The organism is Luteibacter aegosomaticola (assembly GCF_023078475.1).
Lineage (GTDB): Bacteria > Pseudomonadota > Gammaproteobacteria > Xanthomonadales > Rhodanobacteraceae > Luteibacter > Luteibacter aegosomaticola.
In genome coordinates this window covers 1,858,478-1,873,669 of sequence record NZ_CP095741.1, presented here as the reverse complement: position 1 = coordinate 1,873,669, position 15,192 = coordinate 1,858,478, and the positions used below count along the sequence as shown (strand labels likewise).

At 65.4% G+C, this 15,192-nt stretch carries 14 protein-coding genes; 6 read left to right on the top strand and 8 right to left on the bottom strand.

The window, feature by feature from the left end; all coding sequences use genetic code 11:
* Positions 1-8 precede the first annotated feature (8 nt).
* The 3 genes from L2Y96_RS08250 to L2Y96_RS08240 all read right to left on the bottom strand — a co-directional run bounded on the left by L2Y96_RS08250 (position 9) and on the right by L2Y96_RS08240 (position 3,074).
* Positions 9-1,781 carry a tetratricopeptide repeat-containing diguanylate cyclase gene (locus L2Y96_RS08250; RefSeq protein ID WP_247335356.1) on the bottom strand — a complete coding sequence of 591 codons (1,773 nt, stop codon included), beginning with the start codon at positions 1,779-1,781 and terminating at the stop codon, positions 9-11.
* A 54-nt stretch (positions 1,782-1,835) separates the two neighbouring features.
* Entirely contained in the window at positions 1,836-2,150 is a 315-nt protein-coding gene (locus tag L2Y96_RS08245) for a hypothetical protein (RefSeq protein ID WP_247335354.1), read from the bottom strand.
* A gap of 81 nt (positions 2,151-2,231) precedes the next feature.
* A complete protein-coding gene (locus L2Y96_RS08240; RefSeq protein WP_247335352.1) occupies positions 2,232-3,074 on the bottom strand; it encodes an SAM-dependent methyltransferase in 843 nt (280 codons plus the stop codon).
* A gap of 205 nt (positions 3,075-3,279) precedes the next feature.
* Here L2Y96_RS08240 and L2Y96_RS08235 point away from each other — a divergent pair, with 205 nt between their 5' ends.
* Positions 3,280-3,651, top strand: coding sequence for a nuclear transport factor 2 family protein (locus tag L2Y96_RS08235; RefSeq protein ID WP_247335349.1), 372 nt, complete (start codon positions 3,280-3,282; stop codon positions 3,649-3,651).
* A gap of 57 nt (positions 3,652-3,708) precedes the next feature.
* Here the strand turns inward: L2Y96_RS08235 and L2Y96_RS08230 are convergent, their stop codons facing one another.
* A complete protein-coding gene (locus tag L2Y96_RS08230) occupies positions 3,709-4,464 on the bottom strand; it encodes an SDR family NAD(P)-dependent oxidoreductase (RefSeq protein ID WP_247335346.1) in 756 nt (251 codons plus the stop codon).
* A 158-nt stretch (positions 4,465-4,622) separates the two neighbouring features.
* On the opposite strand from L2Y96_RS08230, the gene L2Y96_RS08225 reads away from it, so the two are divergent.
* From L2Y96_RS08225 to L2Y96_RS08210, 4 genes are all read left to right on the top strand, one after another.
* Complete coding sequence (locus L2Y96_RS08225) at positions 4,623-5,504, top strand: AraC family transcriptional regulator (protein WP_247335343.1); 882 nt, start codon at positions 4,623-4,625, stop codon at positions 5,502-5,504.
* A gap of 105 nt (positions 5,505-5,609) precedes the next feature.
* Entirely contained in the window at positions 5,610-7,892 is a 2,283-nt protein-coding gene (locus L2Y96_RS08220) for a TonB-dependent siderophore receptor (protein WP_247335341.1), read from the top strand.
* A gap of 6 nt (positions 7,893-7,898) precedes the next feature.
* Positions 7,899-8,606: a response regulator gene (locus L2Y96_RS08215; protein ID WP_247335340.1), complete on the top strand. Its 708-nt coding sequence runs from the start codon at positions 7,899-7,901 to the stop codon at positions 8,604-8,606.
* Complete coding sequence (locus L2Y96_RS08210; protein ID WP_247335337.1) at positions 8,599-9,987, top strand: ATP-binding protein; 1,389 nt, start codon at positions 8,599-8,601, stop codon at positions 9,985-9,987. The genes L2Y96_RS08215 and L2Y96_RS08210 overlap by 8 nt, the downstream gene beginning before the upstream one ends.
* Here L2Y96_RS08210 and L2Y96_RS08205 read toward each other — a convergent pair.
* The 4 genes from L2Y96_RS08205 to L2Y96_RS08190 all read right to left on the bottom strand — a co-directional run bounded on the left by L2Y96_RS08205 (position 9,984) and on the right by L2Y96_RS08190 (position 14,728).
* Positions 9,984-10,517, bottom strand: coding sequence for a DUF488 domain-containing protein (locus L2Y96_RS08205; protein ID WP_247335335.1), 534 nt, complete (start codon positions 10,515-10,517; stop codon positions 9,984-9,986). The genes L2Y96_RS08210 and L2Y96_RS08205 overlap by 4 nt on opposite strands.
* A gap of 133 nt (positions 10,518-10,650) precedes the next feature.
* Positions 10,651-12,336: a hypothetical protein gene (locus tag L2Y96_RS08200; RefSeq protein ID WP_247335333.1), complete on the bottom strand. Its 1,686-nt coding sequence runs from the start codon at positions 12,334-12,336 to the stop codon at positions 10,651-10,653.
* The gene (locus L2Y96_RS08195; protein WP_247335332.1) at positions 12,333-12,482 is read right to left on the bottom strand and encodes a hypothetical protein; all 150 of its coding nucleotides are present in this window, start codon (positions 12,480-12,482) and stop codon (positions 12,333-12,335) included. Before L2Y96_RS08195 ends, L2Y96_RS08200 begins: the two co-directional genes overlap by 4 nt.
* Positions 12,483-12,520: 38 nt before the next feature.
* Entirely contained in the window at positions 12,521-14,728 is a 2,208-nt protein-coding gene (locus tag L2Y96_RS08190; RefSeq protein WP_247335330.1) for a toll/interleukin-1 receptor domain-containing protein, read from the bottom strand.
* 106 nt (positions 14,729-14,834) lie between these two features.
* Here L2Y96_RS08190 and L2Y96_RS08185 point away from each other — a divergent pair, with 106 nt between their 5' ends.
* On the top strand, positions 14,835-15,188 hold the full coding sequence (locus tag L2Y96_RS08185) for a hypothetical protein (RefSeq protein WP_247335328.1): 354 nt from the start codon (positions 14,835-14,837) through the stop codon (positions 15,186-15,188).
* The last annotated feature ends 4 nt before the right edge of the window (positions 15,189-15,192 follow it).

Sequence of the window (15,192 nt, the reverse complement as noted above, 5' to 3'; positions counted from 1 at the left end):
GCGCGGTCTCAGGGATGAGACCGCGATCCAGCCGCAAGAAGCGCCATGGCGACGGGTTCATCCCCGTCGCCATGAACGACAAGCCGGTTGCGCCCCCGGTGCTTCGCGACATATAACGCGGCATCCGCTGCACGACAGAGGGCTTGAAGATCGTGCCCCACGGCAGCCGTCGACGCCAGACCAACGCTGGCGGAGAACGAAACAACGACTCCATCGACCTCCAGTGGAGACGACGCGAATGCCAGGCGGATACGTTCCGCCACGACACGCCCCTGCAACATCGGCGTATCCACCAGCAGGATGCCGAACTCCTCGCCGCCCAACCGGCCAAGCAGGTCGGCTTTACGTAGCTGCCCCTTGCAGATCGCGACGGCGTGTTTCAGCACAGCATCACCGACTGCGTGTCCGTGCGTGTCGTTCACCTGCTTGAAGTGATCCAGGTCGACGAATACGAGACACCCGTCGCTCGACCGCTTCTCGAGCATGCGGAGTCCTCTCCCGGCCTCGCTCATGAAGTGTTGGTGATGGAAGATGCCGGTCAGGCCATCACACGACGATAGCCACTTAAAGCGCAGCTGGGATCGCTTGATGCGTATCATCAGAAAAATAATCGAGAGCAGCACAATGGCCATCATCACGACATAGAGTCGGCTGGTCTCGACCGCCTTGCCATCCAGTGCCTGCTGGAGCCTGAGGATCCGGTTTTCCTTGCTCAGGCCTTCCGTCTCAAGCTTATCGGCGCGGAAGTGCTCGCGTGCTGCCTCATACGCGGCGTTCCGGACATTGGCGTCGCGCAGATAGCCCTGGTCCTGGACCACGTAATGTTCATAGTAATCGAGCGCGCTGCTGGGATGACCTTGTGCCTTCTCGATCGTGTAGAGGATCCGGAAAGCGAATCGCAGCGCTTCGTTGATATCACCATCGTGCCCCATGGCAACGGTTGCGAGCGCGGTCTTCTTCGCCGCGGCCGCATTGCCGAGCTGGTCGTAGATCCGCGCCCGCTGGCTCATCGCGTCGATGATATGCCGGTAGTAGTGGCTGGCCTCGATAACCGGCGTGATGCGCTCGCTTGCCGCCAGGGCCTCCGGCAGCTTGTTCTCATCGATCAGGCGGTCGACAAGAATGAGCGACATCGTGTTTGCGAAGATCGGCTGGCCTGCGGCGGCGCATGCATCGATCGTCGACAGAAGTTCGGGGCTCTGCGATGTCAGCTTGCGCGAACCCTCGAGGGCCGTCACTTTTTGCACCATAGCCTGGCATGGCGACTGCCCCGCAGGCGTGGCTTTCAACATCTTTTCGGCGTAGTCGAGGCCAACCTCCGGCTGGCCCGCGAAGGTCAGCATCTGCGACAGGTTCGCCAGCAACACATAACGCGCTAACGGGTCGCTCACGTCAGGCAGACCATCCGCGGCGCGCGTCGCAACGGCATAGGCTTCCGCATACTTGCCCTGCTCGCTGAGATTGTTCATCAGCATGGCGGTAGCGCGTGTCACGAGGACATCGTCGTCCGCGTGTGCCATCACATCACGCAGGGTCGTTTCCGCCGCCGGGTAGCGCCCTTCGTAGTTTGCCTCCCAGCCATCAAGGAAGCGAAGGTACCATCGGTCGTGCTCGGTGAGGTTCGCCGCTTCGTTGCGCAGCGATTCCAGCATTACGACGAAGCGACCATGATCCGACGTACGCAACGCATCCGCCTGCGCCAACCGGGCACCGCCCGCGGGAGCGGGCAGTGCCGGATCGGCGTGCAAACCAGGCGCGCACAAGCCGAGAGCCAACGCCATGAGCGCCGGCCACGAGCGTACGCGCCGCTGGCGGCTACGCTGCATGCAATAGCCTCAATTCGACGGCGTTGCTTCGCCGTCGTCAGGCGTCTTCTTCGGCTCGTTGTCCTTGCCGTCGTCATGGTGATGGTGATGATGGTCGTCGTGACCGTCGCCTTCGTGGCCGCCCGTCTGGCTCGTGTGCTCAACGTGCATGTGTTCCAGACCCAGCTCTTCGGTGAGCTTCGCGGCATCGCCATGGGCTGCGAGTTCGCGCAACCCGGCCGAGGCACCCGCGGCATCGAGGGCGTGCGCAAGCTCCTCCTGCGATGCGTGGCGCAAGGTGGCATCCCGGCCAATGGCCTCAAGCAGTTCTACGGTGTCACGCATTACGTTCCCCTGGTTCGTGGTTGATGACGGGATTGGAACCTGCACCACCATAGCGGCGGGCAGGTTTGGATCTTTAGGGCATTACGCGGATGCGGGGGCGAAGCCGGAGCCGTGAACCGCGTCGAGGGCATCGAGCCGGGCGCGCATCGCGACGTTGGGCCTGAGGGCCTGGGCTGGCGGGAGCACCATCGTCTCGTGGCCCGTGAATGTCCCCTTGGAAAAATCGCGCAACGCCATCCGCTGGATATGTGGACCATGGATGGGTAGCGTGGGCGCGCGGTAGATCGTGATCTCGTGGTCGGCCGGATAGTCCGCCAGCAGGCGTTCCGTAAGCAGCTCGCGGTAGGCATCAGGGGTAAGGAACCGCCCGAGCGAACGATCGCCGACGACGCCGAGCTGCCAAAGAACCACGTAGCTTGTCGTATCCAGGTGGCGCTCGAAGAATAATGGCTGGCTCGCCTCAAGATGCTGGCATCCGACCCGGCCCGGATCGATGCCGAGATCCGCATACAGGCAATCCTCGGCGGAGACGCCGGCTTCCATGTGCGCGGCATAGCCCTCGGCGCGCGCCACCTCGACAACCTTGTGCGGCGACCACGCAAAAATGCCGGGGTGACCGTAGAACACCGCGCAAACCCGCTTACCAGCGCGAACCTCGGTCATCATGACCTCGACCCACTCCCGGTAGGTCCGCATGCGCGACTTACCCGGCTGATAGTACGGCTGCAGGCTACGCACGTCGGCGTTCAGCCGCTCCAGCCACAGCTGGACGACATGGTCGGAAAGAGCCGCAAACACGACATCGGCTGTTTCGATGTGGCTACGGGAGAGGGGCGTAAGGTGGGAGCCTAGGGTGATACCCATGCCGACGCAGGCGATGCTGCCTTTGCGGGGGTGGGCGGGTGTCTCTATCGGGGTGTTCATGGATTCGTCGCTGGCGATGAAAAAAACGACCGGTGTGAACGGCCCTCGCCAGGGAGCTCAAAGGCCCCTGAGAAAAACTGCGACTGACTGCCCCCCGGAATCCACCCAATAATGCGACACATTTCACAGTATCGATAGAGGGCAGCGGGTGGATTATTCCAATACCGCTGGGGGCACCTCGCGCCACAACAGTGCCATGGAACCCTTGGCCATCCGCACCGCCATCGACCAGCACTGGGCCGCCTCCGCAGCCGGCGATCAGGATGCCGAGCACGCGATTTATCACGACGACGCGGTGTGCGAGTACCCGCAGTCGGGCGAGGTGATCCACGGGCGGAAGAACCTGCAGGCACTCCGGAGCCATCACCCCGGTAAGCCGTCCGGCTTCAAGGTGCGCCGCGTTACTGGCGATGGTGCGCTCTGGGTCACCGAATACACCATCGATTACCAGGGCAAGCTGGCTTACACAGTAAGCATCATGACGTTTCGTGACGGCAAGGTAGCGCACGAAACGCAGTATTTCGCCGATCCGTTCGATGCGCCGTCGTGGCGCGCCGAATGGGTGGAGCGCGAGTAGCCCGGCAGGGGCGCGTCGGCCTCCCCGCGCGCCCCTGCCATCGGATCCGCTTGCGCGCTAGATCCCCTGCCCGCCCGATACCTCGATCCGCTGCCCGGTCACCCAGCGGTTATCCGTCGAAAGCAGGCTGGCGATCATCGGTCCCACGTCGTCGGCGACACCTACGCGGCCCAGTGCCGTGATGCCAGCGAAGAACTGATTGAACTCGGGCGTATCGCGCACGGCACCCCCGAAGAAATCGGTCTCGATCGCGCCCGGAGCCACCGCGTTTACGGTGATGCCGCGACCACCCAGTTCACGCGCCATGTAGACGGACAGCACCTCTACTGCGCCCTTCACCGCGGCGTAGGCCGACCAGCCTGGCGCCGAGATTCGGGTCAGTCCCGTGGAGAGATTGATGATGCGCCCGCCATCAACCAGGAGCGGAAGCAAGGCCTGCGTGAGGAAAAAGACGCCCTTGAAGTGCACGTCGACCAGGCGGTCGAACTGCGCTTCGGTGGTTTCGGTGATCGGCGCGACATCGCCGTGGCCGGCGTTGTTGACGAGGTGATCGAACGTCTCGCGTCCCCACGTTTTCGTCAGCGCGGCGCGCAGGCTTGCGCCGAAGGCGGGAAACGTCGCGGTGTCGCCGACATCGAGCTGTAGGGCGACAGCCTTGCGGCCCATGGCCGTCAACTCATCGACCAGTGCCAGCGCATCGCTTACGCGGCTTTGATAGGTGATGACGACATCGCCACCCTTGCGGGCGATGTGCAGGGCGGCATTGCGGCCCAGGCCGCGGCTGGCGCCGGTGATCAGGGAAATCGTGTTCATGGAGAAACGCCTCGTGGGTGGGATAAGCGAGGTGGCCAGTCTGGGCGCGGCGCGGCCACCAGCCTTTGCCCGAATCTCGGCGTTCTTTGCCTGTTTCTCCGAACCTTCGCGCGGCGTGACGGCATCGCAGTAGGATGGCAGCGTCCCGAGGGCCTGTCATGCATGACCTATTGCTCCAGATCGTCAGCCGTTACGCCGAGGCCGTTGCGCCCCCCGAGGGCGTCGCACATACGCCCATACCTGGGTTGACGGTCATACGCTGTGCCGCCCCGACTGGCCTCGATTACGCGATTTCGCGGCCGCTCGCCTGCCTGGTCCTCCAGGGTAGCAAGCGGGTCACCCAAGGCACGGCGACCTTCGATTTCAGCGCGGGCGATTCCCTGCTCATCACCGCCGACGTGCCGACGGTCAGCCAGATCACCGAAGCCAGTGCAGACACGCCCTATTACTCGCTGGTCATGGACCTGGACCCTGCGCTGATCGCCGAGCTCATGGTGGAGATGAAGGCCGAGGTAGCGACGGCGCGCCTGCCCGTGCACGTGGAACCCACGGACCACGAAGTGGCCGACGCCGCGCTGCGGCTCATGCGTTTGCTGGACCGGCCCACCGCGCTGCCGGTGCTCCACGCCCAGTTCGTTCGCGAGCTGCATTACTGGTTGCTTTCGGGCACGCATGGCGCGGCCATCCGCCAGCTGGGCTGGCCCGATAGCCATGCGCAACGCGTGACGCGCGCGGTGGCACTGCTTCGCGCCGAATTCAGCCAGCCCCTGCCGATCGAGCGCCTGGCCGCCGTGGCGGGCATGAGCCCTTCGTCGTTCTACGAGCACTTCCGCGCTATCACGTCGCTTTCGCCCCTGCAGTTCCAGAAGCAATTACGCCTGATCGAGGCCAGGCGGCTGATGACCGCCGAAGGCTCGTCAGCCAGCGGCGCTGCCTTTGCCGTCGGCTACGAAAGCGTGCAGCAATTCACCCGCGAGTACCGGCGCCTGTTCGGCCTGCCGCCGGGCAAGGACAGCGAACGCGTACGCGCCTCGGCCTGAGGCGCCGTTACATTCCCTTACATACCAACCATCGACCGGGCGGAACTCAACGCCAATAATTGCGAACGCGAATGACTCGCATTCATTGGTTTTCGAGGATCCACCGTGCGTCTCCCCCTTCCTGCCCCACGCCGCCTCCCCGGGCGGCTGCCGCTCGCTGCGGCGCTTGCCCTTGCCTTCGCCCTGCCCGCCCATGCCGCCGATAGCGACGCGGAGATCCAAAAGAAGGGTGTCACCGCGCTGGACGCCATGAGCGTCACGGCTTCCACGGCAACGGGTTACACGACGGATGCCAGCAGCAGCGCGACGGGCCTGGACCTGTCGCTGAAGGAGACGCCGCAGTCGATCTCCGTCATCACCCGTCAACAGATGGACGATCAGCAGATCGAAACCATCTACGACGCGCTGACCTCGACCACCGGCATCACCAGCAACGCGCTGGATAACTCGGGGCGCACCAACTTCCGTGCACGCGGTTTCGCCATCACCAACTACAAGGTGGATGGCATGCTGGTGGATGGCACGACCAGCTTCAGCGGTGCAGGCGCATCACTGAACATGGATCTGTACGACAGCGTGCAGGTGGTGCGTGGCGCCAATGGCCTGATGGGTGGCACCGGCGATCCGTCCGCCACGATCTACCTGCAACGCAAGGCACCCACCCGCGCCTTCGGCGGCAGCGTATCCGTGACAGCCGGCAGCTGGGACAAGCGCCGCGCCATGGGCGACGTGAATATTCCACTGACCGCCTCCGGCAGCGTTCGGGCACGCGTCGTGGTCACCGGTGAGGACTCGGGCAGTTTCCGCGACCGCGAATCGCTGCAAAGCAACGGCGCCCTGATCAACCTCGCCGCCGACCTGTCGTCCACGACGACACTGACCGTCGGCGCCCAATATGAGCGCACACGCAATGGCGGCGGTTCGTGGGGCGCGAACGTGCCCATCTGGTACGCCGACGGCAGCCGTACCAACCTGCCGCGCAGCACGAATCCCGTCACCGACTGGAGCGTCAGCAAGCGCGATGCGACCACGCTGTTCGCCACGCTCGAGCAGGCCCTTCCGGGCGATTGGCACGCAAAGCTTGGCGTCTCGCGCACGGATGGCGACGCGTACGCCAACGCGGCCGTGGCGAAGGTCAACAACTCACGGCCGGGCTTCGGTGGCTTCTGGAACCAGGACGGTACCGGTGCATTCCTCAACGGCATCCACTCGGAATACGAGGCGCGCCGCGACAATATCGACCTGAGCGTCTCGGGCCCCGTCGAGCTCTTCGGCCGCCAGCACGAACTGATCGCCGGCTTCAACGGCTACCGCGACGAGCAGACCAACTACACCTTCAGCAATGCGCTGGGTAACTGCAATATCGCAGGCGTCGCACCGTACAGCGGCTGCCAGTACCGGGCGATCGGCCTGCCCATCACCAACTGGCAGACGTGGGACGGTTCGTATGCGGATTTCAATACGCACCGCACCTATGCCCGCACCGTGGATCACGTATCGAACTACGGCGGCTACATCGCCGGCCGTTTCAACCTGGCGGATGGCCTGCATGCCGTCGTCGGCACTCGCCTGGGCAACTACCGCCTGCAGACCGACACGTACAACGTGAGCGATGCGCGGACGCGTGCCCCCGCCACGGGTGATCAGCAGGTATGGACGCCCTATGCCGGCCTGCTCTATGACATCGGCACGCATCTCACGGCTTACGGCAGCTACACGCGCATCTTCACACCGCAGGGCGATGTCCGCGACGAGAGCAATACCCGCCTTGATCCGATCACGGGCAACAGCTACGAGCTGGGCCTGAAGGGTGAGTGGTTCGATGGTGCCCTGAACAGCAGCGTGGCCTTGTTCCGCAACCAGCAGAACAACGTAGCCGAAGCCACGGGGGCCACGAACCTCGACACGGGCGAGGCGATCTACCGTGCGGTGAGCGGCGTTACCTCGAAAGGCGTGGACCTGGAAGTCTCCGGCCAGCTCGCCGAGGGCTGGAACCTCTACGCGGGTTACACCCACCTGACCGTCCGCGGACTGAGCTACCAGCAGGATCCGCGCAACCTGTTCCGGCTTAACACGGCTTACACCCTGCCCGGCGCGTTGCACCGCGTGACCGTCGGTGGAGGAATCTCCGTCCAGGGCCCGACCGAATGGAGTACCAACCCCGGCCGGCCGCTGGGTAACGGCCGCTACGATGCGAGCAACCTGCGCGTCGGCGGCTATACCCTGGTGAACCTCATGGCCCGTTACGACGTGACCGAGCGGCTGCAGGCCACCCTCAACGTCAGCAATGCCACGGATAAGGTGTACTACCAGCAGTTCGGGTTCTACGATGGCCTGATTTACGGCACACCCCGCGCCACGACGCTGACGGTGCGCTACCGCTTCTGAGGATCCATGGCCCCACCGCATCTCCTTATCGTCGACGACGACGCCGGTATCCGCGACCTGCTGCAGGGTTACCTGCATGCGCAGGGTTACGGCGCCACGGCCGTCGGCGACGGTAAGGCGATGTGGCAGGCGCTGCGGGAAGGCACGTTCGACCTCGTGGTGCTCGACCTCATGCTACCGGGCGACAACGGCATCACCCTGTGCCGCAAGCTGCGGGAATCGCATGACCTTCCCGTCATCATGCTCACGGCGCACTGGCAGGCGTCGGAGCGCGTCGCGGGGTTGGACGCAGGCGCCGATGATTACGTCATGAAGCCTTTCGACCCCGTCGAGCTGCTCGCGCGCATCCGCGCGGTCTTGCGCCGCGCCACGCCATCCACGAAGGCGGAGCCGCGCATGCTGCGCTTCAACGGTTGGCGACTGGACACGCGTGTCCGCGAGATGACCTCCCCAGGGGGCCGCGTGGTTAGCCTGGGCGGCTCCGACTACCGCGCGCTTCGCGAACTGCTGGCCAGCCCCCATCGCCCCGTCAGCAGGGACCACCTCGTTGACCAGGTCTATGGTCGCGACCGTGCCCCGAACGACCGCGCCATCGATGTATGCATCAGCAGGCTGCGCCAGTACCTGGACGACGATGCCCGCAAGCCCTCGCTCATCCGTACCCTGCGCAACCAGGGCTATGTACTGACAGCGGATGTGCACGCGGATGCCTGACGCACGGCCACGCTGGCCACGTACGCTGTATGGTCGCCTGGTGCTTGTCCTGGTGGTCGGCATGCTTGTCGCCCAGCTGCTCACGGGTACCATCTGGTTCGATAAACGCTACGACCGGCTGCAGGAAATCCCGGCACGGCTTGCCGGTGCCCGCATCGCCCAGGCACTGCGCACCCTTGAGACCCACCCTGACCTCACCGGCGAGCTATCGTCGGGGGACTTCAGCATCACCGTGCTGGGCAACGTCGCGCCGCGCAGCAAACTCACCCACGAGCAACGGGAAACCGAGCGGCTCATCGCCGACGCCGCAGCGCGACAGGCGGGCGCGCCTCGCGATATGCGTTTGCGCGAGGTTCGTCTCTACGACGACGACAACCGCGAAGGCACACATCTGGCCATGGTGACGGCCGAACATCCACATAGCCAGTTCATCGTGGACGCGGCGACCCTCGACGGCCACGCGTACCGCTTCGCGGTCACGGAGGGCCAGGCCGGCCTGCGACAACGCCCCGCGGAAGCGTTCCGCGAATACGCATGGCGCGTCTATGGCCTGCGCACCCTGTTGATCCTGCTGCTGGGCCTGCTTCTGGTGCGCTGGATCACCCGCCCCCTTACCCGCCTTGCCGAGGCGGCGAAGACGCTGGGCAGCGATCTGCGTGCGCCGCCGCTCACCCTGACCGGCCCTAACGAAGTTCGCGCGGCCGCCGGCGCATTCAACCAGATGCAGCAACGGCTGATGCGTGCGCTCGATGAGCGCGACGAGCTCCTGGGCGCCGTATCACACGACCTGCGCACGCCGATTACACGGATGCGTTTGCGTACGGAGATGATGCCGGCCGGACAAGAACGAGACGTGCTTCGTGGCGAACTGGCGGAGATGCAGGCACTGGTGGATTCGGTGCTGGCGTACCTTTCCGCCGGCGCGTCCCCTGGGCCCCTGCAGCAGGTCGACCTGGGTGCGCTGGCTATCGCGGTAAGCGAAGACCAGCGAGACATGGGCCACGACGTCGCCTGTCTCGTCGAGGGCGAAGGCATCGTCGCTGGCGAGACACGGGCCATGCGCCGGGCGCTGGGTAACCTCATCGACAACGCGGTGCGCCACGGGCACCGGGCACGCGTGCTCGTTCGCGGCACGGAACTCACCATCGACGACGACGGGCCCGGCATCCCGGACGAGGCGATGGCGCATGTGCTGCAACCCTATTTCCGCCTGGAGCGCTCGCGTCGCTCGGGCATCCACGGCACGGGCCTGGGCCTCAGCATCGCCAGGCAATTGCTGCTCGCCCAGGGAGCGACGCTGGCACTGTCGAATGCCCACGGCGCCTCGGGGGTGGAAGGCCTGCGCGTGACGATCCGTTTCCAGGCGTGGGGTGGCGACTAGCCGGGGTACGTGATCGTTCCGTCCGCATGCGCCACTGCGGCATCGGTGAGACGCGCTTCTTCGACATGACCCACGTCGAAGAGATGCCGAACTTCCCGCCCCTCGGCCAAGGCGTAGTCCGCGATGATCCGCCGGTGGCAGCGCCACCACAGCACTTCCGAGCACATCATCGCGGCGGGTTTCGCGGCACTGACCCGCATAAGGTCACGGAACGATGCCTGGAAGGATTCCGATAGCGCGTAATCCGCGTAGTTGTGGAACCCGGCAACCTTCCAGTACGCGTTCACATCGGGGGCGACCACCACGGATTTCCGCCGGCGCCCGGCTAGCCCCGGAAGGTGTTCGTAGCCGATACCTGCCGATGCCAGCGCAGCGGGGAGTACGTCCTGATTGAACTGGGGGTTTGTACGTGAGCGCGGAAAGGCCCGCACATCCACCAGGCACGCGACGCCCGCATCCAGCAACACGGCCAGGAAATCCTCGGTCGTGCGCGTCGAGTGGCCCACGGTGAATAGCGGCGGTGACTTCACCTGCTCACCGGATGTGCTTCAAGGCGCTGCCCTTGGTTGCCTATCTTGAATGCGATGGTCATGGCAACGTGCCTCCTCTCTATCCGCCGACGATCGCACTGACAGGGGATAGGCAAGGTGAACGCTACTTTTATCAAAGCTTACTGTGCTCCACCTGCCGCTCGCGCTGCATGAGCGTCCACTCCGCATGCTCCGTGAGCGCGGCCTCGCCAAGCGCCAGCAGGATCGCGCGTTGCTGTGCCGGGTCGTTCGTGCGATCCAGGGCGCCGCGCGCGCTGGTGAAGATCCGCTGCATGAAACAGTACTGGCGCATCAGCTCGCGATCAGCCTTGCGATACGCGTACGCCTCGCGCACTGCCGCGATGATGGAGAGCACCGCCATCAGGGTGACGAGGGTCACCTTGGTTTCCTCGCCCAGGCGTAGCGCGAAGACGGCGAGGAACACACTGATGACGACACCACCCCACAAGCTGATCCGGCCGACGGTCTCGGTGAGGTGGTGCAACCCCTCGCGCTCGGCGGTCTTCGCTTCGTAATAGTGCAGTTGGCCCGACCGGCCCGTTTCGCCGACCCACTCCGCGATCACTTCACGAAGGCTGGCTTCGCCGGGCTCTTCCGGATGACTCGACGGGTACAGGCTGGCGGCGCGCATCACGTTGCGGATCCAGCCCAACTCGATGTTTTGCTTCTGCAGGAAATTATCGTGCGCGAACTCATGGTCGGCGCTGGCCGCGATGCCCGCACGGCGCCAGCAGGACTGGATGCGCAGGCCCTCGGCCAGTGCCCGGTAATCAAGGTACTTGCGATGCCATCCCCGCCGGCGCGCCAGCATCGCGACGAAGCCACCCGTGGCGAACAACGCCAGGAACCCGTAGATAAGCGAGTTGTTGCCGGGCAGATGCGCGTAGAAGGTAAAGGCGATGCCCATCATCGCCGCGACGATGTACGTAGCGCGAAGCGCCAGCACGACGCGCTGGCGAAAATGGACGGCAAGCCAGTCTGCGGCGTGGAATACCGTTTCGATCGTCGCCGTGGCCGCACACGGGCTCCCGTGCAGATGGCGTGGTGCCTCGTCGATCTCGCCGGCATGCCGCTGCACATCGTCATTGAAATCAGCCATGCGTTCGAACATCACCTGGAAATCGCCTGGCAACTCCGGTCTGAATGACATGTCGTCGACAGTGCGCCAACCCGCCTGCAGGGGGCGCAATCCCTCCGCGACGGACTCGCCGGCCCGCGGGCACACGATGTGGTACAGCAGGCTCTCGTCACCCCCCGCCAGTACATGGCGGATGTGCTGGTGGCGGAGCGTCGGCCCAGGTAGGCCACCGGTGAGGTGGTAGTGCACGATTTGCGCCGTGCCGCCGATACCGTTGGCTTCGTTGCCGTCCCACAACGCCAGCAACACGTGGCAATGGCTGGCAATGTAGACGCCGGCCTTGGCGTATTGCCGATCGCGTGCCGCACCGGGGGATCCCACGACGTGCCGTGGGGTCTCCATCAACCGCGGCAGCAGCACGACCTCGGCCCGCTTGCGCAACGATTCGAATAACGCGCGCACGCCCACGTCGTCGAAATCATCGACGTACAGATCCGGTGGCAAGGGCAGCGGCGCCACGAGCTTTGCACCGATGGCCAGCGCTTCTTCCGCCACCAGCTGGTCGCCGCCTTCCGCCAGCGCGGAAAGCACGAGCAACGGCGTCCCCGGGATGTGCTCCTGGAGTTGGCGGAAGAATGCCCTGACCGCCTCGCGGACGGGCTCGATATCCTCGGGTGCAATGTCGCGATGGCTCGTGACACCGACCACCAGCGGCATCATGAGGGTTTGATGCCTGGCTTCTTGGTGATGAGCGACGGCTCCATCAATGGCCGCGCGGCGGCTCCGGCGGCGGCATCGGCGTCGTTTTCAGGCAGGTCCTTGCGTTGGTCATCCGGTGCATCGTCACGATCGTCTGCGTTGGACATCTCGTTCTCCTGCTGGGGTGGACTACGTTGTGACCCTGCTAACGGCTGCCGCCCGTCGCGGCGACCAGCTCGCGCTGGAAGGCCTCGTTGACGGGGTAATCAATGTGCTGGCTGCGCAGGCGCTGTACGAGCGCGGGGTCGCGGTAGCCCGCTACCCGCAACGTTTCGATGAGTGGCGCGGCATCCGCCCGGCGTCCAAGCGCGAGCATGGCCTCGGTCCGTAACGCGAGGAGCCGGGGGTCCGCCTGGGCCCCATCCGCACCGGCCTCGCCCAGTGCGCGCTCGCGAAGCATGCGCGCTGCAACAGCGTCGGGCGCGGCATCCGCGGCCGCGAGGCACGCGCTGAGCGCGGCAAGCAGCGTCGCCCGGTCGGCGGGTTGTGCGGCGCGCAGTGGCCCTAGCCAGCGCATGGCGTCGTTTGCGGCGGCGTTGGCCGCCACGCGATCACCGCGCAGCAACGCCTGGGCCGATGCCTCGACCTGGGCTTCGGCGTACTCGCGCTGCCACGCGGCGTTACGCGGGTCCTGCTTGCGCAGCATCGCGAAGATGGGCATGGCCGCTGCAAGGAGATCGCGCGCGGCCGCGTGCTCCCCCGCGAGTCGGCGCAGACGCGCGAGCTGGATGGAGAACAGCGCGACGTGCTCCTGCGCATCCGTGTTGCTCAGGTCGAGGGCAACGAGCGCGCGCGCGGCGTCGACCGCTTGTTGCAGGCGCGCCGTCCCCGCAGGCACATCGCCCGCGAGCACCTGTACACGGCCGAGCATGGCCTGCACGTTGAGCAGGCTGTCCTGGCGATTGGCATCCTTGGGCTCGGCACGGCTCAGCCGTGCCTGGATGGCTTCGTCGGCAGAAAATTCCGCCACGGCGTGGGCAAGCTCGCCGCGCATCAATGCCAGCTTGCCCAGGTTGTAATGCGCGGACCCGAGCCACTCCGCAACATCCACATTGCCGCCATCGGCCGCCGCAAGACGTTGCAAGCGGCCGAGCATGTCGCGGTAATGCGCGCCCGCCTCATCCAGCGCACCGCGCGCTTCCATCACCCGTCCCATGTTGTTATCGAGCAGGGCAAGCTGGAAGTGCAGGTCATCGTTCGTGGGCGACGCCTGTTCCGCAGCGACCAACACGCCGCGTGCGTCAGCGAACGTGCGCTGCGCGTCATCCAGCCGGCCCTGCCGCCAGTGCACCATGCCAATGAAGGTCGTGATCTCTCCGAGCAACCCCTGGCGGGACACGTCGGAAGGCTGGTCGGCCGCCAGCCGGACGGCAACGACGCGCGCCGCTTCGTACGATGCGAGCGCCGCATCCAGCCGCCCCTGATCCAGTCGCACGCTGCCAATCTTTTCCAGCGCCGTCGCACGCTGGAGCAAAGCCCGGTCGCTCACCTCGTTCGTGGGCTGGGCCTGGAAATACGCCATCGCGCGGTCATCCACCGCTTCGAGGATATCCAGCCGCGATACCTGGGCCAGCCGGTCATTCAGGTCACCCAGCATGAAGGCGACCAGATCCTCTGCATCCTTCTGCCGGCGCTCCGCGACGTGGCTTGCGACCACGGCATCTCGCCGTGCGAGGGTCGCACGGAGCGCAAGAAGGGTCATTACCAGCGCCACGGCCAGGGCCACGGCGGAGAGCGCCACCGCGCGCCGTGCGCGGCGCTGCAGGTCGCGTCGCTTCAGGGTATCGAGGCCGACGCCCAGCATCCCCGCCACCAGCTTGCACAGTGCATCGGCCTTGCCGTCGCCGCCGGAACGGACATCCGCAGCGAGTGGCTCGATGACGTCGTCGCTGAGGCCGCCCTCCGCGTCGTAGCGCTGGCGCAACGCAGGCGGAAAACATTCCTCGGCCCCACGGCCGGGGATGCGGCTGGCGTTGGGCTCACCGCCGACCACGAGGCAGAAGATCCGCTCGCCGCCACCGAGGCGCTGGTAGGTCCGGATCTCTTCATCGACCCAACGGGACAAAGCTGCAGCCGGAGAGCAGACCACCACCAGGCACGCCGATTGCCCGAGCGCCTGGGTGACCTTCTGGCCGAGATCGCGGGCCGTGGCAAGTTCATCGGCGTCGCGAAATATGGGACTGAGCCGGCGCGGCACCACACCGGTCTCGGTCAACGTGCCGACGAGGCGATGGGGGATGGTGTAACGCTCGAGCGCGCGGTGCAGCCACGCCGCCCAGGCTTTGTCCCGGTGGCTATAACTGATGAAGGCCCGATAGCGGAACGCCGGGGCCGCCGGACGTTGGGCAACCACGCGTGCTCTCCCCACGACGAATGCCGAAGCCGCCCCACCCCACGGTAAGGCACCGGCTTGCCCGCCTGCCCGGACACGCGAAACCTTACGCTACCACCAAAACGTGATGCGCATCACGCTTTTGCCGGTTTTATCCGGGCTAATTGCAGTCAGTGGGGCGCACCTGGGGCTTTTTCTCAACATTCAGCCACCTGGCTGGCTTTCATGCGATGCTGGCCCCACGTCCTACACCAAGGTCAGTCGACTTCCGACAGGAGCAGCAATGAAGCGTTTCACGATCCTGGCAGCGATCCTCAGTGCCGGCGCCGCGTTCTACATCGCAGGCTTCGCTACCGGCGCCATGTTCCTCTTTGCTGCGGGCGCCCTTTTTGAAGCGGCCTTCTGGATCACGCTACGGCGCAAGCCGCGCCCTGTTCGCATCGAGGTCAAGCGCGACGAAACGCGCCGCCGTCACCGCTAACCGG